This window comes from Micromonospora sp. WMMA1947 (assembly GCF_027497355.1).
GTDB lineage: Bacteria > Actinomycetota > Actinomycetes > Mycobacteriales > Micromonosporaceae > Micromonospora.
In genome coordinates this window covers 470,812-492,771 of sequence record NZ_CP114909.1, presented here as the reverse complement: position 1 = coordinate 492,771, position 21,960 = coordinate 470,812, and the positions used below count along the sequence as shown (strand labels likewise).

Below are 21,960 nucleotides of genomic sequence, written 5' to 3'. Positions count from 1 at the left end.
AGAGAACTGTGAGCCTTACCGATTCGCAGGCCGTCGTGTCGGTCGTCACCGCGCTGGCGATCGTCGCCGGCCTGGCCGGGGTGGTGGTGCCGGGGCTGCCGGCGCTGCCGCTGTGCTGGGGCGGAGTGCTGGTGTGGACGCTGTTCGGCGACGCCGGACCGGGCCGCTGGGCGGTGCTCGCCGCCGCCACGGTGATCGCCGCGGGCGGCACCGTGCTCAAGTACCTCTGGCCGGGGCGGAACCTGAAGCGGACCGGCGTGCCCACCACGTCGCTGCTGGCGGGCGGGCTGCTCGGGGTGGTCGGGTTCTTCGTCATCCCGGTGGTCGGGCTGCCGATCGGCTTCGTCGGCGGGATCTTCGGCGCGGAGCGGCTGCGGCTCGGCGACACCCGCCTGGCCTGGCCGGCCACCGTGCAGGCGCTCAAGGCGGCCGGGCTGTCGATGGTCCTGGAGTTCACCGCCGGCCTGATGATCGCCGCGCTGTGGGTCGCGGGGTTGCTGTTCGTCTAGAGGTGCGGCGGCGCGGGGCGTCCGGAGGGTACGGCCGAGCGCCGTACATCAGTGAGAGAGAGGTGGACGCCGCGCGCCGCCGCGGACCGGGCGTTGCCGAGCGCCCGGTGCCGGCCCGTCGGGTCGGGCCTGGTCACGCCCACAATGATGCCCCTCGTGGGATCGGGCGACAACGCAATTACCGGGCTACGTATTGACCACCTTGATCGGCCGGGAGCACACTGCGAGCACTCGCACGAGCATCGCCTCGAGGAGGTGTGCAGTGGCCACGACGCCCGCGCCGACCGCCGAGCAGCCGATGGACGACGACGCCCGACGACTCGCCGAACTCGGCTACAAACAGGAGCTGCGCCGCAAGTGGAGCGGCTTCTCCAACTTCGCGATCTCGTTCTCCATCATCTCGATCCTGGCCGGCTGCTTCACCACGTTCGGCCAGGCGTGGAACAACGGCGGCCCGGTGGCGATCTCCTGGGGCTGGCCGCTGATCTCGCTGTTCATCCTGATCATCGGCTTCTGCCTGGCCGAGCTGGTGTCGGCGTACCCGACGGCCGGCGGGATCTACTGGTGGGCGGCGACCATGGGCCGGCCGGTGCACGGCTGGTTCACCGGCTGGCTCAACCTGATCGGGCTGGTGGCGGTGACCGCGTCCGTCGACTACGGCTGCGCCACGTTCCTCAACCTGACGCTGTCGGCGCTGTTCGACGGCTGGGCCGGCACCGGGCACCAGACGTTCGGGCTGTTCGTGGTGATCCTCGCGCTGCACGGCCTGATCAACATCTACGGGCACCGCATCATCGACGTACTCCAGAACGTCTCGGTCTGGTGGCACGTGGCCGGCGCGGCCGCCGTGGTGCTGATCCTGGTCCTGGTCCCGGACAACCACCAGAGCTTCCAGTTCGTCTTCACCGAGCGGTTCAACAACTCGGGCTTCGGCGACGGTGACACCGGCGGGCTGGCGTTCTGGTTCTACGTGCTGCCGCTGGGCTTCCTGCTCACGCAGTACACGATCACCGGCTTCGACGCCTGCGCGCACGTCTCCGAGGAGACCCGGGGCGCCTCCAAGGCCGCCGCGCAGGGGCTGTGGCGGTCGATCTTCTACTCCGCGGTGGGCGGCTGGATCCTGCTGCTGGCGTTCCTGTTCGCGGCCACCGACGTGGACGCCATAAACGAGGCGGGCGGCTTCTCCGGGGCGATCTTCGAGAGCGCGCTGACGCCGTTCTTCTTCAAGGCCGTCATCATCATCTCCACCATCGGGCAGTTCTTCTGCGGGATGAGCTGCGTGACGTCGATGTCGCGGATGGCGTACGCGTTCAGCCGGGACCGGGCGGTGCCGGGCTGGCGGCTGTGGTCGAAGGTCAACCGCAACGGCACACCGGTCAACGCCATCATCGGGGCGACGCTGGCCGGGCTGGTGCTCACGCTCCCCGCGCTCTACCAGCGCGGCGGCATCCCGGTCGCGTTCTACGCGGTGGTGTCGGTGGCGGTGATCGGGCTCTACCTGTCCTTCATCATCCCGATCTTCCTGCGGCTGCGGATGGGCGACCGGTTCACCCCGGGGCCGTGGACGCTCGGCCGGCGCTACAAGCTGCTCGGCTGGATCGCGGTGGTCGAGATCGCTGTCATCTCGATCTACTTCGTGTTGCCGATCGTCCCTGCCGGTGTACCAGGCAACCCCGACTTCAGCTGGACGGCGGTGAACTACGCGCCGATCGCCATCGGTGGCGTGCTGCTCGGCGTCGGCATCTGGTGGTACGCCTCGGCCCGCAAGTGGTTCACCGGCCCGCGCCGCACCGTCGACCAGCCGGAGCCGGAGCCGGAGCCCGCCGAGCCGTCGTAGCTGTCGGTGGGTCCTGCCATGATCCGCCGATGGAGACGGAAACGGTGGTACGCGCGCTGTGGGATCGCATGCAGGCCCGGGACTGGACCGGAGTCGGCGATCTGCTGGCCGACGACGTGGTGGTCGAGTGGCCGGTCAGCGCGGAACGGATCGTGGGCCGCGAGAACTACGTGAGGATCAACGCCGAGTACCCGGAGGGCTGGTCGATCCGGGTACTGCGGGTGCTGGCGGCGGGCGACACTGTGGTGTCCGAGGTGGAGGTGCCGCACGAGGAGATGGGCGTGCACCGAGTCGCGTCGTTCTGGACCGTGCGCGACGGAAAGATCGTCGACGGCCGGGAGTACTGGACGAGCCTCGGTGCGGACCCGTCCCCGCAGTGGCGGTCCGCCTGGGTCCAGCCGATGTGACGCGTCAGCGTCGGCACCTCGGATCGCGGCGAGTCAGTCGCGATCCGTGGAGGCGTTCGCGCGGGCTTCCAACCGCCGGAACTCCGGCGAGCTGACCGTACGCAACGTCACCGCGATCACCAGGGCACACAGCGCTGCCCCGCCCCAGAAGACCGCTCGGACGCTGATCAGTTCCGCGGTGAAGGCGGCGAGCAGAGCCCCGAGCGGCATCGATCCCCAACTCGTCAGGCGACTCACCCCGCTGTAGCGCCCCATCATCGCGTCGGGGACGACGAGCGCGCGCAGGGAACTGTAGGTGACGTTCCAGGCGCCGCTGCCGGCGCCGCCCAGGAGGGTGGTCACGGCGATCAGCGGGGGCGACGAGGAGATCGCCGGTGCCGCCAGCAGCACGGCGAAACAGGCCATCGACGCGGTGAGGACGACCGGCCTTCCCAGCCGGCGGGTGAGCGCCGGCGCGACACTGGCGCCCAGCACGCCGCCCCACTCCCAGGGCGCCGATCAGCAGTCCGTACTCCGAGCGGCTGAGGTCCAGCGGTCCGGGCGCGACCGCATAGACGACGATGACCGACATCCACGCCGCCCAGCAGCCACTCGCCGCGCCGGCTACCAGCAGCAGCGTCCGCAACACCCGCTCCCGCCACACGTACCGGACGCCCTCCCGGATGTCGGCGCGAAGGCCGGACGCGCTCGGCGTCGAGCCGGGGTGGCGGTTGCTGCGATAGGGACCGGTCATGAGCGCCAAGGCGAGCAGCGCCGCGGCGTAGCCGACGCCTCCGGCGCCGAGCGCGACGGCCAGCCCGGCGGCAGCCAGCAGTCCGCCCAGAGGAGGTCCGATGAACTCGTTGGCGACGGTCTCGGTCGCGGTCAACTTGGCGTACGCGGACTCCATGCGGTTTCGGGGGACGACCATCGGCACGACCGACATCCGGGTGGTGTCGGTGAACACCTCGGCGATGCCGAGTGCCAGCGCTCCCGCGTACAGGCCGGCCAGCGGCAGCGCGTCCGCGAGGAAGCCGGCGACGAGCACGGCCAGGATCAGGGCGCGCACGACGGTCGAGGCCATGATCAGGCGTCGGCGGTCGACCCGGTCGGCGAGGACGCCGGCGGGCAGCGAGAACAACAGCCAGGGCAGGGTGTTGGCCAGAGTGATGCCGGCGACCAGCGCGGGGGAGTCCGTCATCGACACGGCCACCAGGGGCAGGGTCAGCTTGACGACGCCGTCGGCCAGGTTGGTGATCCCGACACCGGCCCACAACGCCCTGAAGTTCCGCGCGCCCACGGTCCGCGGTCCGGTCGACTGAATGACGCTCTGCATGGCCGGCAGCTTGAGGTATCGCGCGGTGCCACCCTAGAGTTTCGACTGGAGGCGAAACGTGGCGGTGTTCCTGGTCGACGCCGAAGTGATGGCGCAGGCACGTTTCGGCACGTCACAACTCACCGAGACGTTGGGGGCGCTCAACATCCTGCGCCGAGGTCAGCCGCTTCCCTGGCACCGGGCCTGGCGGGACCAGCACGTCGACGCATTCAACGGTTTCCTTGACGACGACCCGGTGACCGCGGCCATCGTGGCGCACGCCATGTCGTCCTCCTGGATGGCCGACTTCATGACGGTGCCTCCCGCCCGTCCGAACATGACGCTCGACGACGAGATCGTGGCGCTGGAATCGCTGCCGGACGAGCGGATCCGCGCGGATCTGGCCCGCGTACGCTCCCCGCTGCCCCCCGAGTTGCGCGGTCCAGGGTTGGCGGGCCGGGCTGCTGCTCTGCTGCGCTGGGTCTGGCACCACACGATCGAGGCGGACTGGCCGCGCCGGCAATCGGTACTGCGCGCCGACGTGGTGTCCCGGATCTCCCGCCTGGGCAGGGACGGATGGGCCGGGGTCATCGACGACATGCGGCCGGGCATGTGCTGGCTCGGCGACGGCCGGTTGCAGGTCGAGGAACGGCCCTACCCGCCGTGCGACGTGCGGGGTGGGGAGCTGACCTTCTTCGCGGCCCACTGCCGGGGAGGCTGGGTCTCCTGGAGGTTGCCCGACCGGTTCGGGATCGTCTATCCGGTGACGGGGATCTTCGCCGGGGCGCCTCTCGGCACGCCGGATCCTCTGCGGCGTCTGCTCGGTGACGCACGGAGCCGGATCCTGGTGCAGGCGGCCGAACCGATCAGCACCACCGCATTGGTCGCCGCGACCGAACTGCCACTGGGCACTGTCGGGGGTCACCTGCGCGTGCTGACGGAGGCCGGCCTGCTTCAGAAGCGCCGGTCGGGCCGCGAGGTCTTCTACTGGTGGACCGACGCGGCCCGGGCGCTCGTGGCCGGTGCCTCATCGTTCTGACGTGAACCGATCCCGGGCCGCGCTGTCCGCGTACCTCTGGGGTCAGATCGTGGGGCGGCGGTGGGTGAGCGGGAAGCGCAGGATGGGGTCGTCGCCGGCCGCCGGGGTGCCGCGGCCGTCGCGGTTGCTGGTCGCCACCCAGAGCGCGCCGTCCGGCGCGACCTCGACGGTACGCAGGCGGCCGTACGTGCCGGCCAGCTCCGGCACCGGTACGCCGACGCGGCCTGCGGCGTCGACGGGCACCGCCCAGAGCCGCGCGCCGCGCAGCGCGGCGACGTAGAGCGTGCCCCTGGTGAACGCGGCGCCGCTCGGGGACGCCTGGGCGGGCGGCCACACGACGACCGGGTCGCGGAACCGGGGATCACCGGCGACGCCCTCGACGAGCGGCCAGCCGTAGTTGCCCCCGGGCACGATCCGGTTCACCTCGTCCCAGGTGCTCTGCCCGAACTCGGTGGCGAACAGCCGGCCGTGCCGGTCCCAGGCGAGGCCCTGCACGTTGCGGTGGCCGTAGCTGTAGACGAGCGAGCCGGGGAACGGGTTGCCCGCCGGCACCCCGCCGTCCGGGCGGATCCGCAGGATCTTGCCGTTGCGGCTGGTCAGATCCTGCGCGCGGGTGGCCACCCCGGCGTCGCCGATCCCGGCGTAGAGCATGCCGTCGGGGCCGAACGCGATCCGCCCGCCGGCGTGCACCGAGCTGCGGGCGATGCCGCTGACCAGCACCCGGGGCGCGCGGGCCGAGCCGAGGCGGAACCGGACGATCCGGAGGTCGGTCGCGGTGGTGTAGGCGGCGTAGACCCACCGGTCCCGGCGGTACGTGGGGGAGACCGCCAGCCCGAGCAGGCCCGTCTCCCCACCGGCGGCCACGTCGGCGAACCGCGCCACCTCGCGGGCCGGGCGTCCCGGGCGTACGCGCAGGATCGTGCCCCGGTCCCGCTGCGCGACCAGGGCGCTGCCGTCGGGCAGGAAGTCCAGCCCCCACGGCGCCTCCAGCCCGGTCGCGACGACGCGGGGACGGGTCAGGTCGTAGCCGGACCAGCCGGCACGCCCGTCGAAGCCGCGCAGGTCGAGCGCGACCGGGCGCTGTCGTGCGTCGGCGGGGACCGGCCGGTCCGGGCCGTCCGCGGGGCGCTGCCCGGTGGGCCGGTTGCCCGCGTGGGCGTCGGTGGCGGCCAGCACGATCGCGAGGAGGGCGGCGACGACCGCGACGGTACGACGGCGCATCTGCGCTCCTCGGTTTCGCCACCGGCCTCGCCGGGGCATTGACGGTGATCCGGTTTGCCAGTAGACCTTGGTGATGGAGGCCCCTGATGAAGCAAACGCCGCTCTCGCTGGAACAGTTGCGGGTCGCCGTCGCCGAGGGTGAGATCGACACGGTGGTGCTCGCGCTCACCGACATGCAGGGCCGACTGCAGGGCAAGCGGTTCCACGCGCCCTACTTCCTCGACCAGGTGGTCTCGCACGGCAGCGAGGGCTGCAACTACCTGCTCGCGGTGGACGTCGACATGAACACCGTCGACGGGTACGCGATGTCGAGCTGGGAACGCGGCTACGGCGACTTCGCCATGCGCCCCGACCTGGACACGCTGCGCCGGATGCCGTGGCAGCCCGGGTCCGCGCTGCTGCTGGCCGACCTGGAGTGGCTGGACGGCTCCGGCCCGGTGGTCGCCTCGCCCCGGCAGATCCTGCGCCGCCAGCTCGACCGGCTGGCCGCGCACGGGCTGACCGCGTACGCGGGCACCGAGTTGGAGTTCGTGCTCTACCGCGACTCGTACGAGGAGGCGTGGCAGCGCGGCTACCGCGACCTGACGCCGGCCAACCAGTACAACGTGGACTACTCGCTGCTCGGTACCGCCCGGGTCGAGCCGCTGCTGCGCCGCATCCGCACCGAGATGGCCGGCGCCGGGCTCACCCCGGAGAGCGCGAAGGGCGAGTGCAACCTCGGCCAGCACGAGATCGCCTTCCGGTACGACGAGGCGGTGCGCTGCGCCGACCACCATGTCATCTACAAGAACGGCGCGAAGGAGATCGCCGCCCAGGAGGGCATGGCGATCACGTTCATGGCCAAGCCGAACGAGCGGGAGGGCAACTCCTGCCACATCCACTTCTCGCTGCGCGACGCCTCCGGCTCGTCGGCGATGCTGGGGGACGGGCCGGCGCATCTGAGCGTCACCGGGCAGCGGGTGCTGGCCGGGTTGCTCGCCACGATGCGCGAGTTCAGCCTGTTCTTCGCGCCGAACATCAACTCCTACAAGCGCTACCAGCCCGGCTCGTTCGCGCCGACCGCGTTGCGCTGGGGCACCGACAACCGCACCTGTGCGCTGCGGCTGGTCGGGCACGGGCAGGGGATGCGGGTGGAGAACCGGGTGCCGGGGGCCGACGTCAACCCGTACCTGGCGATCGCCGCGCTGGTGGCCGGGGCGGTGCACGGGATCGAGAACGAACTGGAGCTGGCGGACGAGTGCACCGGCAACGCGTACGACGACCCGGACGCCGAGCGGGTGCCCACCACGCTGCGTGACGCGCTGGAGCTGTGGCAGCGCTCCGAGGTGGCCCGGACGGCGTTCGGCGACGAGGTGGCCGACCACTACGCCAACCAGGCGAAGGTCGAGCTGGCCGCCTTCGACGCCGCGGTGACCGACTGGGAGCTGGTACGTGGCTTCGAACGCCTCTGACCCCACCCCCAGTTTCCGCGCCGATCTTGCACTTGCGGCCCCCGGTCGGGGTGTTGTGCGGCTTTTGCCGGGGCAGCAACTGCAAGATCGGCGGGGAGAAGGGGAGGGGTGCGCGTGGGTGAGGTGATTTCGCCTGTCGACGGGGTCGGGATCGGAGTTGTTCCGGGGTGTTCCGTTGACGACGTGGACGCTGCTGTCTCGCGGGCTTCTGCGGCGTTCGAGACGTGGCGTCGGGTGGCGCCGGGGGATCGGGGGCGGCTGCTGCGGCGGTTCGCGGCCCAGGTCGACGCGCACCTGGAGGAGCTGGCGCTCCTCGAGGTACGCAACGCCGGGCACACCATCGGCAACGCGCGCTGGGAGGCGAGCAACGTCCGCGACGTGCTCGACTACTACGCGGGCGCGCCGGAACGGCTGACCGGCCACCAGATCCCGGTGCCCGGCGGGCTCGACGTCACGTTCCACGAGCCGCTGGGCGTGGTCGGCGTGATCGTGCCGTGGAACTTCCCCATGCCGATCGCCGGCTGGGGGTTCGCCCCGGCGCTGGCCGCCGGCAACACGGTGGTGCTGAAGCCGGCCGAGTTGACCCCGCTGACCGCGTTGCGCCTGGCCGAACTGGCCCGCGACGCCGGCCTGCCCGAGGGTGTCTTCACCGTGCTGCCCGGCCAGGGCAGCGTGGTCGGCGAACGGTTCGTCACCCACCCGGCGGTCCGCAAGATCTGCTTCACCGGCTCGACCGAGGTCGGCACCCGGATCATGGCCGGCTGTGCGGCCCAGGTGAAACGGGTGACGCTGGAGCTGGGCGGCAAGTCGGCGAACATCGTCTTCGCCGACGCGGACCTGGAGAAGGCGGCGGCCACCGCGCCGTACGCGGTCTTCGACAACGCCGGCCAGGACTGCTGCGCCCGCTCCCGGATCCTGGTCCAGCGCCGGGTGTACGACCGTTTCCTGGAACTGTTCGAACCGGCCGTACGGGCGGTGCGGGTGGAGGACCCGGCCCGGGACACGGCCGAGATGGGCCCGCTGATCTCCGCCGCGCACCGGGACCGGGTCGCCGGGTACGTCGACGGCGCGGACGTCGCGTTCACCGGCTCGTGCCCCGACGGCCCCGGCTTCTGGTACGCCCCGACGGTGCTGCTCGCCGGCTCCCCGGCGGATCGGCACTGGCGGGAGGAGGTCTTCGGCCCCGTCGTCTCGGTGCTGCCGTTCGACGACGAGGCGGACGCGATCCGGCTCGCCAACGACACCGAGTACGGCCTCTCCGGCTCGATCTGGACCCGGGACGTGGGCCGCGCGGTGCGGGTGGCGCGCGCTGTCGAGGCCGGCAACCTCAGCGTCAACTCGCACTCCTCGGTGCGCTACTGGACACCGTTCGGCGGGATGAAACGCTCCGGCCTGGGCCGGGAGCTGGGTCCGGACGCGCTGCACGCCTTCACCGACGTCAAGAACGTGTTCATCGGCACCGAGGAGTGATCACAGTGCAGGGACGGCTTTCCGACCGGGTGGCGGTCGTGACCGGCGCCGGCAGCGGCATCGGGCTGGCCACCGTACGGCGTTTCGCCGCCGAGGGCGCGCGGGTGGTGTGCGTGGACATCGACGCCGACGCCGGCACCCGGGCCGCGCAGGAGGTGGACGGCGAGTTCGTGGCCGCCGACGTAGCCGACGAGACGGCGGTGCGCGACCTGTTCGACGGGGTGGTGCAGCGGCACGGCCGGGTGGACGTGTCGTTCCACAACGCCGGCATCTCGCCGCCGGACGACGACTCCATCCTGGAGACCGGCCTGGACGCCTGGGAACGGGTGCTGCGGGTGAACACCACGAGCGTCTACCTGTGCTGCAAGTACGTCATCCCGCACATGCGCCGGCAGGGCAAGGGCTCGATCATCAACACCGCCTCGTTCGTGGCGCTGATGGGCGCGGCGACGTCGCAGATCGCGTACACGGCGAGCAAGGGCGGGGTGCTGGCGATGACCCGGGAGCTGGGCGTGCAGTTCGCCCGCGAGGGCATCCGGGTGAACGCGCTGTGCCCCGGGCCGGTGGCGACGCCGCTGCTGCTGGAGTTGTTCGCCAAGGACCCGGAGCGGGCGGCCCGGCGGCTGGTGCATGTGCCGATGGGCCGGTTCGGCGATCCCACCGAGATCGCCGCCGCGGTGGCGTTCCTCGCCAGCGACGACGCGTCGTTCATGACCGCCGCGCAGTTCGTCGTCGACGGCGGCATCACCGGTGCCTACGTGACACCCCTGTGAGCGCGAGGAGTGAGCCGATCTTGCGAGCCCCGCAGTCGCGAACCGGGCCGGCACAGTGAGGCCGGTCATCGGCATCACCGCGTACGTCGAGCCGGCCGGCTGGGCGGTGTGGCGGGACGTGCCGGCGACGCTCGTGCCGCACGCGTACGTCCGGTCGGTCACCGAGGCGGGCGGCCGGGCCGTGGTGCTGCCCCCGGACGACGCCGACGCGGACGTGCTGGGGCTGCTGGACGGGCTGCTGCTGGCCGGCGGCGCGGACGTCGGCCCGGAGCGGTACGGCGAGCCGCCGGACCCGCGTACCGAGAGCCGGCCGGAGCGCGACGCCGGGGAGGCGACGCTGCTGACCGCCGCGCTCGCCGCCGACCTGCCGGTGCTGGGCGTGTGCCGGGGGATGCAACTGCTCGCCGTGGCGTACGGCGGGCTGCTGCACCAGCACCTGCCGGACGTGGTCGGGCACGAAGGGCACCGTCCCGCGCCGGGCGTGTACGGCGCGCATCCGGTGCGCTTCGCCGCCGGCAGCCGGGCCGCCGAGGTGATGGCCGGGGTGGACCGGGTCAACTCGTACCACCATCAGGCGGTGGCCGACCCCGGCGGCCTCGCGGTCACCGGCTGGGCCGACGACGGGGTGATCGAGGCGGTGGAGGATCCGGCCCGGCGCTTCGTGCTCGGCGTGCAGTGGCATCCGGAGAACGAGACCGACCCGCGGCCGGTGGCCGCGCTGGTCCGGGCCGCGATGTCGGCTAGATCACACACCCGCGTTTCGTAGGTGCGCGGACAGCCGAATCGGTGGTCCCGCCGACCAGGCGAGGACCGCCCGAGTCGCCCCGGACCGTCGGTTACGCCAGGATGAGACGCAGGTAAGCAGCGTCGAACGGTGCGGGTGCGTTACGTTGCTCGTCCGTCGGGGTAGTAGGCGGGGACGGTCGGCGTGACAGCGCCGACCGTCGTGATCATGGCCGGAGCGGGAGGCTGCATGGGCTCGGCCCAGGGGGGCGGGGGCGACAGTCGTTCGTCCCCGGCGGCCGGCGAGGCGTCACTGTCGCCGCTGCTCGCCGCGGCGTTCGCAGCCGGCGGCGAGATGGGCGAGCGGCTGCGCGCCTTCGACTGGTCCACCACCGCCCTCGGCAGCCCGGACCGCTGGCCCGCGGCGCTCTGCCACGCGGTGAGCACCATGCTGTCGTCCCGCGCCCAGATGGTGGTGTTCTGGGGCGAAGACCATCTGGCCTTCTACAACGACGCCTACCGGCCGACCATCGGCGACAAGCACCCCGCCGTGATCGGCCAGGCCGCACGCCGGCACTGGGCCGAGACCTGGGACGTGCTCGGCCCGCTGCTCGACGCCGTGCGCCGCACCGGCGTGCCGTACCGGGGTGAGAACCACCCCTTCGTGATCAACCGGCACGGGTTCCTGGAGGACGTCTACTTCGACGTCTCGTACGACCCGATCCGCGACGCCGACGGCACCGTCAGCGGGATCTTCTGCTTCGTCAACGAGACCACCGGCCGGGTGCTCGGCGAACGCCGGCTGCGTGTCCTCGCCGAGCTGGGCAACGAGCTGGGCGACGTACCCGGCATGCTCGAACTGGGCCGGGCCGTCACCCGGGTGCTCGACGCCCACCGCGCCGACGTGCCGTTCAGCGCGGTCTGGTTCTCCGACGAGACCGGGTCGCTGGTGCCGGCCGGCTGTTCGGGCGTGGAGCCGGACACCGTCGCTGGCCCGCCGCCCGGGCTGCCCGACGACGAGCCGCTGACCGCGCCGCGCTGGATCGCCACCGCCGACCTGCCCGGCGCGGTGCCGCCGGACGCCGCCGACCAGGCGCTCCTGCTGCCGCTGACCGCCACGAACGAGCCGGCCGGCGTGCTGCTGCTCGGAGTGTCCCGGCGGCTGCCGTTCGCCGCCGACTACCGCGACTTCGTCGACCTGGTCGCCGCGCAGGTGTCCCGGGCGGTGGGCAAGCAGCGGGCGTACGAGCAGGAACGCGCCCGCGCCGCCGAGCTGGCCGCGCTGGACCGCGCCAAGACCAGCTTCTTCGCCAACGTCAGCCACGAGTTCCGTACCCCGCTCACGCTGGTCCTCGGGCCGCTGGAGGAGATGCTCGCCGACCGGGAACTGCCCGAGCGGTACCTCGACCGGCTCACCGTCATGCACCGCAACGGGCTGCGCCTGCTCAAGCTGGTCAACACGGTGCTCGACTTCTCCCGGCTGGAGTCCGGCCGGCTGGCCGCCCGCTACCAGCCCACCGACCTGTCCGACTACACCTCCCGGCTGGCCAGCACGTTCCGCTCGGCCACCGAGCGGGCCGGGCTGCGCCTGGTGGTGGACTGCCCGCCGCTGCCCGCGCCGGTCTACGTCGACCGGGACATGTGGGAGAAGATCGTCCTCAACCTGGTGTCCAACGCGGTCAAGTTCACCTTCGACGGCGAGATCCGGGTCCGGGTCCGCGCGGCCGACGGCGCCGCCGTCCTGGAGGTGACGGACACCGGCGTCGGCATCGCGCCGGAGGAGCTGCCGCAGGTCTTCGAGCGGTTCCACCGGGTCGCCGGTGCCCGCTCGCGGACCCACGAGGGCACCGGGATCGGGCTCGCCCTGGTCCGCGAGCTGGTCGAGATGCACGGCGGCACGGTGACCGCGCACAGCGTCGTCGACCGGGGCACCACGTTCACCGTGACCATGCCCTTCGGGTACGCGCACCTGCCCGCCGACCGGGTGGCCGCCCTGTCCCCGGTGCCGCTGAGCGAATCGGAGCAGGCCCGCCTCTACGTCGCCGAGACGGCGCTCTGGACCGACGAGGTGGCCCGTCCGACCGGGCTGCCGGAGCCGTCCGGCTCGCCCGGCGGTTCCGGCCGCATCCTGTTCGCCGACGACAACCCCGACCTGCGCGAGCACGTCGTCCGGCTGCTCTCCCCGGCGTACGAGGTGGTGGCCGTGCCGGACGGCGTGGAGGCGCTGCGGCTGGCCGTCGAGACCCCGTTCGACCTGGTGCTGACCGACGTGATGATGCCCCGGCTGGACGGCTTCGGGCTGGTCGCCGCGCTGCGTGCCGAACCGGCCACCCGGCACGTGCCGATCGTGCTGCTCTCGGCGCGGGCCGGTGCCGCCGAGGAGGTCGCCGGCCTGTCCACCGGCGCGGACGACTACCTGACCAAGCCCTTCTCCAGCCAGGAGCTGGTGGCGCGGGTGCGGGCCAACGTCGAACTGGGCCAGTTGCGCGGGCAGATCATCCGCCGGCTGCGGGCGCTCGCCGACGCGGCCGTGGAGATCAACACCGCCCGGTCCACCGCCGAGGTGGTGCGGGTGGCGGCCCGGCACGCGCTGCGCCTGGCCGAGGCCGGACGGGTCCGGGTCTCCGCCACCGGGGCCCGCCACGAGGAGGACGCCGGTGGTGACCTGCCCGCCGAGCCGACAGTGGTGCTGCCGCTCACCGGCACGTCCGGCGAGCAGCTCGGCGAGCTGCGGGTGTGGCGCCGCGAGGGTGGCGGCACCGAGGAGGCGGCGCTGGCCCAACTGGCCCGGCTGATCGGCGTACGGCTGGAGAACGCCCAGCTCTACGAGGCCGAACACCACATCGCGACCACGCTTCAGCACAGCCTGCTGCCGCGTACGCTGCCGCAGTTGCCCGGCGCGGTGGTGGCCAGCCGCTACCTGCCCGGCAGCGCCGACGTGGAGGTCGGCGGCGACTGGTACGACGTGATGGCCACCGCCGACGACGACCTGGTGCTGGTCATCGGCGACGTGGTGGGCAAGGGCGTGCGGGCCGCCGCGGCGATGGGCCAGCTCCGCAACGCGCTGCGGGCGTACGTCATGGAGGGCTACGACCCGGGCGAGGCGCTGACCCGGCTCAACCGGCTGGTCCACTCCGCCGGCAGCGGCTCCTTCGCCACAGTGGTCTGCCTCGGCTTCTCCCCGCGCACCGGCCGCATCCGGTACGCCAGCGCGGGTCATCCCTCACCCCTGCTGATCCGAGGAGACGACGTGGCGTTCCTGCACGATCGGGCCCTCGGACCGCCGATCGGGGCGATTCCCGGCGCCGTCTACCCGGCCGCCGAAGGCGAGCTCGCCCCGGGCAACCGGCTCCTGCTCTACACCGACGGCCTGATCGAGGACCGGTCCGCGGGCATCGACGCCGGGCTGGGCCAGTTGCGGGCGGACGCGACGGCGCGCGCCGCGCACGTTGCGGACCTGGTCGACGCGGTCATGGCGCGGGTGGCCGAGCGGTCCCGGCACGACGACGTGGCGGTGCTCGCGCTGGAAGCGGCCGAGTTGAACCGCTTCGCGTTGCGCCTGCCCGCCGACCCGACCCGGCTCAGCGTGCTGCGCAAGCGGCTGGAGGACTTCCTCGTCGCCCACCAGGTCGGCGAGACCGACCTGTTCGACCTGACCGTGGCGGTCTCCGAGGCGGCGGCGAACGCGATCGAGCACCCGGTCGACCCGGTGGATCCGACGATCGAGGTCGAGGTGACGATCGCCGACCGGACGGTCATCGCGACCGTCCGGGACAGCGGACGCTGGCGGGAGTCGAGCGGGTCGAGTTTCCGGGGACGCGGGCTGGCGCTGATCCAGGCGCTGGGGGAGATGGACGTGACGCGTACCGAGGCGGGCACCGAGTTGACGCTGCGCCGCCGGCTGACCGACCGGGACTGAGCCTGTTTGCCGCGTAAAGCGGATCAAATGCGGCGAAGTCCCTAGGATCGCCTCATGGGGCGTGAGCCGTTCCGTCCTTCCCACGGCAGCGGGAACGACCCGGTAGGTGCGGCGTGGACGGCGATTCGCCGTACCGGCCGGGACACTGTGCGGGATCGGCTGCGGCGGGTGCGGTTGAGCCTGCTCGTGGCGGTGCAGTGCGGGGTGGCCGCCGCAGTCGCGTGGTGGGTCGCGAAGGACCTGATCCACAACCCGCAACCGCTGTTCGCGCCCGCCGTCGCGGTCGGCACCATCGCCAGTTCGGTGAGCCAGCGCTTCCGCCGTACGCTGCTGCTGGTCGCCGGCGTGGCGGTGGGCATCATGCTGGGCGACCTGCTGGTCTCCTGGGTCGGGCAGGGATACGTCCAGATCGGCGTCATCGTCGCCGCCGCGATCCTCGTCGCCGTCCTGCTCAGCGACGAGGGCGCGTTCGTCACCCAGGTCGGCGGCAGCGCGATGGTGATCGCCGTGCTGTTCCCGGCCCGGACCGACATCGCGCTGCCCCGCTTCCTCGACGGCGTCGTCGGTGGGGCGGTCGGCATCCTGGTCGCGGTCGTGGTGCTGCCCCTGAACCCGATCTACCGGATCCGGCGGGCCGGCCGGCCCCTGCTCAACCAGATGGCCGCCGGGCTGGACCGCCTGGCCGACGCGGCCCTGGCCCGGGACGCCGAGCTGGCCCGTCAGGTCCTCGACACGCTGCGCCGGCTCGACACCTCGGACGTGGAGACCGCGATGTCAGGCGCCGACGAGGTCGTCCGCCTCTCGCCGCTACGGTGGCACAACCAGAGCGCGCTGCAGGGGTGGCGGCACGGCGCCATCCTCATGATCCGGTCCCTGCTGCACAGCCGCGACGTCGCGCTCAACCTCGAACGCGCGATCCGTGACGACGAGCCCGTTCCGCCGTCGCTCGCCGAGGCCGTGCGGTGCCTGGCCGAGGCCGCGCGCACCGTCGCTGCGGGCTGGTCCCCGTCCACCGACCGGCCCTCCCGATCCCAGCGGGCCGCGATGTCGGCCCTCCGCCTCGCTCAGGAGGCGTTGCGCAGCGGCCTGCGCGTCAGCGGCATCAACGTGGCGAACGAACTCACCATCATCGCGGTGAACACGATCCGGGCGAGCGGGGTGCGCAAGCGCGACGCCGAGTCGCTGCGTCGTGATCTCGCCCCGGACACCGCGGGGGAGACGGGAGAGCGGCACCCCGCGTCGGGTCCGGGGCGGCCGGAACCGGGGCCGGGCCTGTCGCCCGGGATGGGAGAGGCCTCCTAGCCGGAGGGCGCCCGAGTCGGTCAGGTGCGGGCGAGCCAGTCCTGGTCGCCCAGGCCGGAGATGTCCAGCACGCGCCGGACCTGCGGGGACGGCAGCACGGTGAGCGCGGCCGGGAACCGCTGCGCGAGCCGGACCACCGCGTGGATGGCGGCCGAGTCGAAGAAGGTGACCGCCCGCAGGTCGAGCGTGAGCTGCTTGGCGGGCTCGCGGAGCGCGGTCTGGAACATGGTGTCGGCGGTCGCCATGTCGACCTCGCCGGTCACCTGGACGCGCAGTTGGTCGCCGTCGACCTGCGCCGTCACGGAGAAGACGGGCGCCGCGCCCCCTTGATCCACGGAGCAACAATGGCACAGCGTTTGCGGCACGGCAACAACCTGCCCGGCGGGCCTGTGGCGGGGGGCACACCACCCCCGGCGATAGGCTTGGGCCATGACCGTCCGTGCGCCGCTGACCCCCGGCACGCTCTCCCCGTGGCGAGCGGTCCCCGCCCACATCCCGCGCCCGGAGTACGTGGGTAAGAAGCGCCCCCAGGAGTGGCGCGGCTCGCACGTGCAGACGCCGGAGACCATCGAGAAGATGCGCGTGGCGGGGCGTCTCGCCGCCCAGGCCACCCAGCTCGCCGGTGAGCACTGCAAGCCCGGCGTGACCACCGACGAGATCGACAGGGTGGTGCACGAGTTCCTCTGCGACCACGGCGCCTACCCGTCGACGCTCGGCTACCGGGGCTTTCCCAAGTCGTGCTGCACCAGCCTCAACGAGGTGATCTGCCACGGCATCCCGGACACCACCGTGCTCGAGGACGGCGACATCATCAACGTCGACGTCACCGCGTACCTGAACGGCGTGCACGGCGACACCGACGCCACGTTCTGCGTGGGTGAGGTGAGCGAGGAGGCCCGCCTGCTGGTCGAGCGGACCCACACGGCGATGATGCGCGGCATCAAGGCCATCGCGCCGGGGCGGCAGATCAACGTCATCGGCCGGGTCATCGAGTCGTACGCGAAGCGCTTCGGCTACGGCGTGGTCCGCGACTTCACCGGGCACGGCATCGGCGAGGCGTTCCACAGTGGCCTCTACGTGCCGCACTACGACAGCCCGCGCCCCACCGACGTGATGGAGCCCGGCATGACGTTCACCGTCGAGCCGATGATCACGCTCGGCACCTACCAGTACGACATGTGGGACGACGGCTGGACCGTGGTCACCAAGGACCGCCGGTGGACGGCCCAGTTCGAGCACACGATCGTCGTGACCGACGACGGCTACGAGATCCTGACGCTGCCGTGACCGACACCCCTGCGGCACTGCGCGAGGCGCACCACGCGGACGTGTCCGGCGGCTGGCTGCGTCCGGCCGTCTTCGGCGCGATGGACGGGCTGGTCACCAACATCGCGCTGATCGCCGGTGTGGGCGGAGGCGGGGTGTCGCCGCGCAGCGTGGTGCTCACCGGCACGGCCGGCCTGGTGGCCGGTGCCATCTCGATGGGCCTCGGCGAGTACACGAGCGTCCGGTCCGCGAACGAGCAGGTCGCCGCCGAGGTGGCCAAGGAGCGGCGCGAGCTGGAACGCCACCCGGAGGCCGAGGCCCGGGAACTCGCAGACGCCTGGGTCGCCCGTGGACTGTCCCGCGAGCTGGCGACGCAGGTCGCCGAGGCGGTACGCGCCAACCCGGAGGAGGCGCTGCGGGTGCACGTACGGGAGGAACTGGGCGTCGACCCCGACGACCAGCCCAGCCCGTGGGCCGCGGCGATCTCGTCGTTCGTCTGCTTCTCGATCGGCGCGCTGGTGCCGCTGTTGCCGTACCTGCTCGGCTTCACCAGCCTCTGGCTGGCGCTCGGCGTCGGCGGCGTCGGCCTCTTCGTCGCCGGTGCGATCGTGGCCCGGTTCACCAACCGCGCATGGTGGCGTGCCGGTCTGCGGCAGTTGCTGCTCGGCGGGCTGGCGGCCGGCGCGACCTACCTGATCGGCGCGCTGATCGGCGTCAGCGGCGGTATCGGCTGAGGCTGAGCCACCCCGGCCGTCAACCGGACAGCAGGTCGTCGATCGTGCCGTCGACCGGCCGCCCCCGGGCGGCCAGTTCCTCGGCCTGGCGGGTCAGCGCCGCGCCCACCTCGGTCATGTCCGCCCCGGCCAGCCCGGTACGCCGCACCGCGTCCCCGGGATCGCGGAAGTAGGTGCGGCTGAACAGTCCCTGCACGGTGGCGGCGGCCAGCCGCGCCTCGCCGAGCATGAGCAGCGCCTGGTCCGTCTCGTACCATTCGGCCAGCCGCAACGCGCGGGCGTGCGCCGCGCTGCCCCGGTACCACGCCTGCCGCGCCGCGCTCGTGAACTCCGCCGGCCGGGCGCGTGCCAGCCGCGCCAGGTGCTCGTCGCGCAGCTTTCGCAGCCAGCCGGTCGGATCGTGCAGGGCGCGGGTCGTCACGTACCGGTCCGCGGCCAGCGGCCAGCGGGACGTGATCGTCGTCGCCCGGCGCAGGTAGTCGCCCGCCCCGGCCACCGTGAGGTCGACGAGTACGCCGTCCACCCGCCGGGTGGCGGGCGGCGGTCCGGCGCCGGGCCGGTAGGTGACGACCAGCAGGCCGACCTCGCGGTCCCCGCCGCCGTCGTCGTCGCCGTGCGCGAGCGGACCGTGTACGGCGACCGCCAGCACGTCGGCCGGGAACCGCCGCAGGACGGCGTCACCGACCCGCTCGGCCACCTGCCACCGTGGATCGTCCAGACGCCGCTCGGAATCTCGTTCGCCGGCCAAGGCCACCGCCAATCCGCAACGTCGTCAGTTCGACTTGTGCGACTTGTACGACCGTACGCTTCAGGTATGACCGAGCCCGCTGCCGAGCTTCCGATCTCCGATGCTCGCGAGAATCTCGCGGATGTCGTCTCACGCGCTCACTACGCCGGCCTCTGAGAAGGTGGCCGCCAGCCGCTCATTGCTGCTGAGGTGACCGGCGCGTTCCAGTCCGCGCCTCCTCGGCGGTCCGCAGATCGCGTACCAGCAGTTCCATCGAAGGACCCCACGGCAGCTCGGCGTGCCCGGCAACCCGCCAGCCGTTGCGCCGGTAGATGCCGTTCGCCAGGCTGCGCGGATCGGAGGCGAGCGTCGCCCAGCTCTCCGGACGCCCCTGAAGAAGCCGACGCATCAACTCCGCGCCGATGCCGTGAGACCGATGCCGCGGGTGGACGACCCATTCCAGTACGGCGAACTTGTCGCGATCCCGCACCTCGGCCGGGGGTTCCTCCTCCGCACGCGACCACCAGGTGCCGGCGGCCATGGTCCACCCGTACGCCGCTCCGATCAGTTCTTCGCCCTCTCTCGCCAGGACGAGGCGGAATCCGGGCCGTGCCGCCTCGTCGGGCAGCCCGGCCCGGAACCGGGCGACCTGTGCCGGACCTTCGAGGTAAGGCGGTTCGGCGTAGACCAGCGCATACAGGTCGGCGAGAGCGTCGACGACAGACATCAGCTTGTCGGGATGGCACCGGTCGAAGGTGACGGACGGCGGAGGCGTCACCGCTGGACTCGTTCCATCAGTTCCGTGTAGAGCGGCCGGTGCCGCTCTCCGTCGGGTACCGCCGCCGTGACCTGCAGAGTGACCGCGCGCACGAGTTCGTTGTGTTGTTCCCGAGGCAGGCGGTCCAACAGATCGGCCGCCGCCGTCAGACCGTCGGTGATGTCACCGGCCCGGACCGTGGCCGCTGCCTGATGCAGTTGTACCTGCGTACGCAGCCGGATCTGGGAAGCGGGATACAACTCCAAGGCCCGGGCCTGCGCTGCCGCAGCCGCCCTCCGGTCACCGGAATGGGTGTAGACCCAGGACTCCGTGTGTCGCAGGCGATGCTCCGGCCAGCCCCACAGCGATTCGACGTCCCCGACGACGGCGGCCGGGAGTTTCTCGATCTGCTCGCTCAGATGACGCACGGTCGCGACTGCCTCGTCGTGCCGCCCGGCGAGGGCGAGTGCCTGCGCCCGGCCCGCCAGCAGACCACAGGTGGCAGCCGACGGCCTACCGGCGAGCGGAAGCACCTCGTCAGAGATCGCTACGACGGTCATGGGCCGTCGACCGTCGTAGCAGCCGTTGACGACGTCCCAGGCGCGGGTCAGGACTCGCGTGTCGGGGTCACCGGACTCGTCGGCGGCTCTCTGGGCGCTGGCCCACCATCTCCTCGACAGCAGAGCGTGGCCTGACGCGACGAGGCTGAGCGCGACGATCACCGACAGCGCTGCGGCGACGCGTAGCAGCTGCGGGCGACGCCGATCGTCGCTTGCGGCGAGTTGATGCTGTAGGACCGTCAGATCCCGGCCGAGTTGTGTCATCAGCTGTTCGTGCGGCTGGCGATAGTAGGCCGTGCCGTAGGAGGAGACGATCTCTGCCCACGCGTCGGCCTCGACGTCGACGGCGGCGTCGAGGCCGTGTCGCAGCGCCTCCCAGCCGACCATGCGGTCGACGGCGGGGAGAGCAGCAAGCGAAGTCATGGCGTGGAGCACCGACCTTCTCGGCATGTCGATGTCGTTGGCGCGCCTGGTGTCGTATGCCTTCTTGATCGAGCCGTCGGCCGACAGTGCCCGGTCGTAGGCGGCCACGACGGCGGGGTTGACGGGGCGGGCGCCACGCTCGATCTGCCCGAGGTAGCCGAAGTCGTACCTGATGAGTTCGGCGAACTTCCGCAGCGACCAACCGGCGGCAACCCGGTGCCGCCTGAGTATGTCCCCGAAATGGTCCATGCCACCCTCTCAGGTCGTGGGCCGGCGTGTGGGCCCACTGCTCACCGCTGCCGCCTGCGCTCCGTAATCGGGATGCTACCGAGGCCGACCAATTCGGCGCGGCCCGTGTGAGCCCTGTCGGCGTACCGCGATCACGCTGCGACGGCAGGTGCCGGGGGCGGGCCGTATCGGCCCGCCCCCACCGGGCGGATGGCACCGACAGAGGACAGGTTCGATGAGGATCATCCCTTTCCGACGCCTGCACAACCGCCGGCCCGAGCGCCGCGCGACGTGCTATCGCTCCGCGGTCTACCGGCCGCTGCGACCGTGGCAGGTACGGGAACGAACGTTCAGCTCCGCACCGCTGGGCCGACGCGGGCTCGATCCCGAACAGGTCCGGGAGTTCCTGGACCTGGTGGCGGGCGATCTCGCGACGGTCTATGACGCGTTGGCCGAGAGCCGCCGGGAGACCGACCGGGTGAAGGACGCCCTGCGGCGCTGGCAGTCGGAGCAGGCGCGTGCCCGGGCCGAGCGGGAGCAGGAACGATGACCGAACGGTGGGTCATCCATCTGCCGATGGTCGTCAACGACCTCGTGTCGGCGCAGCGCCTTGCCCGGGTGGTGGCACATTGGAGCCACGTCCTCCCGCAGACCGAACCCGGTGGCACCAGCGTCTCGCCCGAGGACGACCAGAACGTACGGCACTGGGTCTTCTGCGACCGCAACCTGTCCGAGGGACGGCGCTGCCTGCTCCGGCCCGATCACGACGGCGACTGCTCGCCGCGATTCCGGCCACGGTGAGCCGTCGATCAGGCGTTCGGGACCAGGCGGAACACGCGGATCTCGCGGTTACCGGCGCGCTCGACGTACGTGCGGTACGCGGGCCACTCCTGCACCAGCCGCTGGAAGAGCCGTTCCCGTTCCTCGCCGGTGACCTGCTCGGCGGTGACGGGGATCCGGCGTCCCTTGACGTCCACCTCGGCGGCCGGATCAGCCATCAGGTTGAACGTCCAGGACGGCTGGTGCTGTTGCCCCCAGTTCGAGCCGATCACCACGTAGGCGTCGCCGTCGGGGACGTACACCAGGGGGTTGCTGCGGGGCTTGCCGGAGCGGCGGCCGGTGGAGGTGAGCACCAGGGTGGGCACGAGCCCGAAGGCGACCACGCGACCTTTCGTCATCCGGCCAACCAGCCGGTCGGCCGGGACGAGCAGGCGCATGGTGGCGCCGAACCAACGCTGGTGACCGAGACGGCGGGTGAGGGTTCCCAGGGCGGACATCCGACAAGTGTGCCGCCCGCACCGGGCCTCGTCATCCCTCGGA

21 protein-coding genes are annotated in these 21,960 nt (G+C 72.1%); 14 read left to right on the top strand and 7 right to left on the bottom strand.

Going from position 1 to position 21,960, the window contains the following annotated elements:
* Positions 1–8 precede the first annotated feature (8 nt).
* The 3 genes from O7604_RS02320 to O7604_RS02310 all read left to right on the top strand — a co-directional run bounded on the left by O7604_RS02320 (position 9) and on the right by O7604_RS02310 (position 2,753).
* Positions 9–509: a DUF456 domain-containing protein gene (locus O7604_RS02320; RefSeq protein WP_281578734.1), complete on the top strand. Its 501-nt coding sequence runs from the start codon at positions 9–11 to the stop codon at positions 507–509.
* 262 nt (positions 510–771) lie between these two features.
* Positions 772–2,346: an amino acid permease gene (locus O7604_RS02315; protein WP_281578733.1), complete on the top strand. Its 1,575-nt coding sequence runs from the start codon at positions 772–774 to the stop codon at positions 2,344–2,346.
* Between the two features lie 29 nt (positions 2,347–2,375).
* Positions 2,376–2,753, top strand: a complete 378-nt coding sequence (locus tag O7604_RS02310; protein WP_281578732.1) for a nuclear transport factor 2 family protein — start codon at positions 2,376–2,378, stop codon at positions 2,751–2,753.
* A gap of 4 nt (positions 2,754–2,757) precedes the next feature.
* On the opposite strand, the gene O7604_RS02305 is transcribed toward O7604_RS02310, so the two are convergent.
* Positions 2,758–4,068, bottom strand: coding sequence for an MFS transporter (locus O7604_RS02305; protein WP_281578731.1), 1,311 nt, complete (start codon positions 4,066–4,068; stop codon positions 2,758–2,760).
* A gap of 58 nt (positions 4,069–4,126) precedes the next feature.
* Between O7604_RS02305 and O7604_RS02300 the strand changes: the two genes are divergently transcribed.
* Positions 4,127–5,086, top strand: a complete 960-nt coding sequence (locus tag O7604_RS02300) for a winged helix-turn-helix domain-containing protein (protein WP_269701399.1) — start codon at positions 4,127–4,129, stop codon at positions 5,084–5,086.
* Between the two features lie 42 nt (positions 5,087–5,128).
* Here O7604_RS02300 and O7604_RS02295 read toward each other — a convergent pair whose 3' ends face one another.
* The gene (locus O7604_RS02295) at positions 5,129–6,307 is read right to left on the bottom strand and encodes a PQQ-dependent sugar dehydrogenase (protein WP_281578730.1); all 1,179 of its coding nucleotides are present in this window, start codon (positions 6,305–6,307) and stop codon (positions 5,129–5,131) included.
* An 86-nt stretch (positions 6,308–6,393) separates the two neighbouring features.
* Here O7604_RS02295 and O7604_RS02290 point away from each other — a divergent pair, with 86 nt between their 5' ends.
* The 6 genes from O7604_RS02290 (at position 6,394) to O7604_RS02265 (ending at position 15,945) form a co-directional block, all read left to right on the top strand.
* Complete coding sequence (locus tag O7604_RS02290) at positions 6,394–7,758, top strand: glutamine synthetase family protein (protein WP_281578729.1); 1,365 nt, start codon at positions 6,394–6,396, stop codon at positions 7,756–7,758.
* Positions 7,759–7,872: 114 nt separating this feature from the next.
* Entirely contained in the window at positions 7,873–9,228 is a 1,356-nt protein-coding gene (locus tag O7604_RS02285) for an aldehyde dehydrogenase family protein (protein WP_281578728.1), read from the top strand.
* A gap of 5 nt (positions 9,229–9,233) precedes the next feature.
* A complete protein-coding gene (locus O7604_RS02280) occupies positions 9,234–10,001 on the top strand; it encodes a 3-oxoacyl-ACP reductase (protein WP_043330553.1) in 768 nt (255 codons plus the stop codon).
* Between the two features lie 55 nt (positions 10,002–10,056).
* The gene (locus O7604_RS02275; protein ID WP_281578727.1) at positions 10,057–10,767 is read left to right on the top strand and encodes a gamma-glutamyl-gamma-aminobutyrate hydrolase family protein; all 711 of its coding nucleotides are present in this window, start codon (positions 10,057–10,059) and stop codon (positions 10,765–10,767) included.
* Between the two features lie 207 nt (positions 10,768–10,974).
* On the top strand, positions 10,975–14,643 hold the full coding sequence (locus O7604_RS02270; protein WP_281578726.1) for a SpoIIE family protein phosphatase: 3,669 nt from the start codon (positions 10,975–10,977) through the stop codon (positions 14,641–14,643).
* A gap of 54 nt (positions 14,644–14,697) precedes the next feature.
* Complete coding sequence (locus O7604_RS02265) at positions 14,698–15,945, top strand: FUSC family protein (protein WP_269701388.1); 1,248 nt, start codon at positions 14,698–14,700, stop codon at positions 15,943–15,945.
* A 20-nt stretch (positions 15,946–15,965) separates the two neighbouring features.
* Here O7604_RS02265 and O7604_RS02260 read toward each other — a convergent pair whose 3' ends face one another.
* Positions 15,966–16,280 carry an STAS domain-containing protein gene (locus tag O7604_RS02260; RefSeq protein WP_269701387.1) on the bottom strand — a complete coding sequence of 105 codons (315 nt, stop codon included), beginning with the start codon at positions 16,278–16,280 and terminating at the stop codon, positions 15,966–15,968.
* Between the two features lie 94 nt (positions 16,281–16,374).
* On the opposite strand from O7604_RS02260, the gene map reads away from it, so the two are divergent.
* Both map and O7604_RS02250 read left to right on the top strand, forming a co-directional pair.
* On the top strand, positions 16,375–17,232 hold the full coding sequence (gene map / locus O7604_RS02255) for a type I methionyl aminopeptidase (RefSeq protein ID WP_269701386.1): 858 nt from the start codon (positions 16,375–16,377) through the stop codon (positions 17,230–17,232).
* Entirely contained in the window at positions 17,229–17,945 is a 717-nt protein-coding gene (locus O7604_RS02250; protein WP_194799779.1) for a VIT1/CCC1 transporter family protein, read from the top strand. Before map ends, O7604_RS02250 begins: the two co-directional genes overlap by 4 nt.
* A 19-nt stretch (positions 17,946–17,964) precedes the next feature.
* Here O7604_RS02250 and O7604_RS02245 read toward each other — a convergent pair whose 3' ends face one another.
* The 3 genes from O7604_RS02245 to O7604_RS02235 all read right to left on the bottom strand — a co-directional run bounded on the left by O7604_RS02245 (position 17,965) and on the right by O7604_RS02235 (position 20,661).
* Positions 17,965–18,693 carry a nucleotidyltransferase domain-containing protein gene (locus O7604_RS02245; RefSeq protein WP_281580028.1) on the bottom strand — a complete coding sequence of 243 codons (729 nt, stop codon included), beginning with the start codon at positions 18,691–18,693 and terminating at the stop codon, positions 17,965–17,967.
* A 175-nt stretch (positions 18,694–18,868) separates the two neighbouring features.
* Entirely contained in the window at positions 18,869–19,450 is a 582-nt protein-coding gene (locus O7604_RS02240) for a GNAT family N-acetyltransferase (RefSeq protein ID WP_281578725.1), read from the bottom strand.
* A complete protein-coding gene (locus tag O7604_RS02235; RefSeq protein WP_281578724.1) occupies positions 19,447–20,661 on the bottom strand; it encodes a helix-turn-helix transcriptional regulator in 1,215 nt (404 codons plus the stop codon). Before O7604_RS02235 ends, O7604_RS02240 begins: the two co-directional genes overlap by 4 nt.
* A gap of 214 nt (positions 20,662–20,875) precedes the next feature.
* Between O7604_RS02235 and O7604_RS02230 the strand changes: the two genes are divergently transcribed.
* Entirely contained in the window at positions 20,876–21,190 is a 315-nt protein-coding gene (locus tag O7604_RS02230) for a DivIVA domain-containing protein (protein WP_269701381.1), read from the top strand.
* Positions 21,187–21,441, top strand: a complete 255-nt coding sequence (locus O7604_RS02225; RefSeq protein WP_013284657.1) for a hypothetical protein — start codon at positions 21,187–21,189, stop codon at positions 21,439–21,441. The genes O7604_RS02230 and O7604_RS02225 overlap by 4 nt, the downstream gene beginning before the upstream one ends.
* A gap of 8 nt (positions 21,442–21,449) precedes the next feature.
* Here O7604_RS02225 and O7604_RS02220 read toward each other — a convergent pair whose 3' ends face one another.
* A complete protein-coding gene (locus O7604_RS02220; protein WP_269701380.1) occupies positions 21,450–21,917 on the bottom strand; it encodes a nitroreductase/quinone reductase family protein in 468 nt (155 codons plus the stop codon).
* Between the last annotated feature and the right edge of the window lie 43 nt (positions 21,918–21,960).

Coding starts and splice junctions, on each gene's coding strand:
- O7604_RS02295 (WP_281578730.1), bottom strand. CDS start 6,307: ATGCGCCGTCGTACCGTCGCGGTCGTCGCCGCCCTCCTCGCGATCGTG.
- O7604_RS02225 (WP_013284657.1), top strand. CDS start 21,187: ATGACCGAACGGTGGGTCATCCATCTGCCGATGGTCGTCAACGACCTC.
- map (WP_269701386.1), top strand. CDS start 16,375: ATGACCGTCCGTGCGCCGCTGACCCCCGGCACGCTCTCCCCGTGGCGA.
- O7604_RS02305 (WP_281578731.1), bottom strand. CDS start 4,068: ATGCAGAGCGTCATTCAGTCGACCGGACCGCGGACCGTGGGCGCGCGG.
- O7604_RS02265 (WP_269701388.1), top strand. CDS start 14,698: ATGGGGCGTGAGCCGTTCCGTCCTTCCCACGGCAGCGGGAACGACCCG.
- O7604_RS02310 (WP_281578732.1), top strand. CDS start 2,376: ATGGAGACGGAAACGGTGGTACGCGCGCTGTGGGATCGCATGCAGGCC.
- O7604_RS02220 (WP_269701380.1), bottom strand. CDS start 21,917: ATGTCCGCCCTGGGAACCCTCACCCGCCGTCTCGGTCACCAGCGTTGG.
- O7604_RS02270 (WP_281578726.1), top strand. CDS start 10,975: ATGGGCTCGGCCCAGGGGGGCGGGGGCGACAGTCGTTCGTCCCCGGCG.
- O7604_RS02230 (WP_269701381.1), top strand. CDS start 20,876: ATGAGGATCATCCCTTTCCGACGCCTGCACAACCGCCGGCCCGAGCGC.
- O7604_RS02290 (WP_281578729.1), top strand. CDS start 6,394: ATGAAGCAAACGCCGCTCTCGCTGGAACAGTTGCGGGTCGCCGTCGCC.
- O7604_RS02235 (WP_281578724.1), bottom strand. CDS start 20,661: ATGGACCATTTCGGGGACATACTCAGGCGGCACCGGGTTGCCGCCGGT.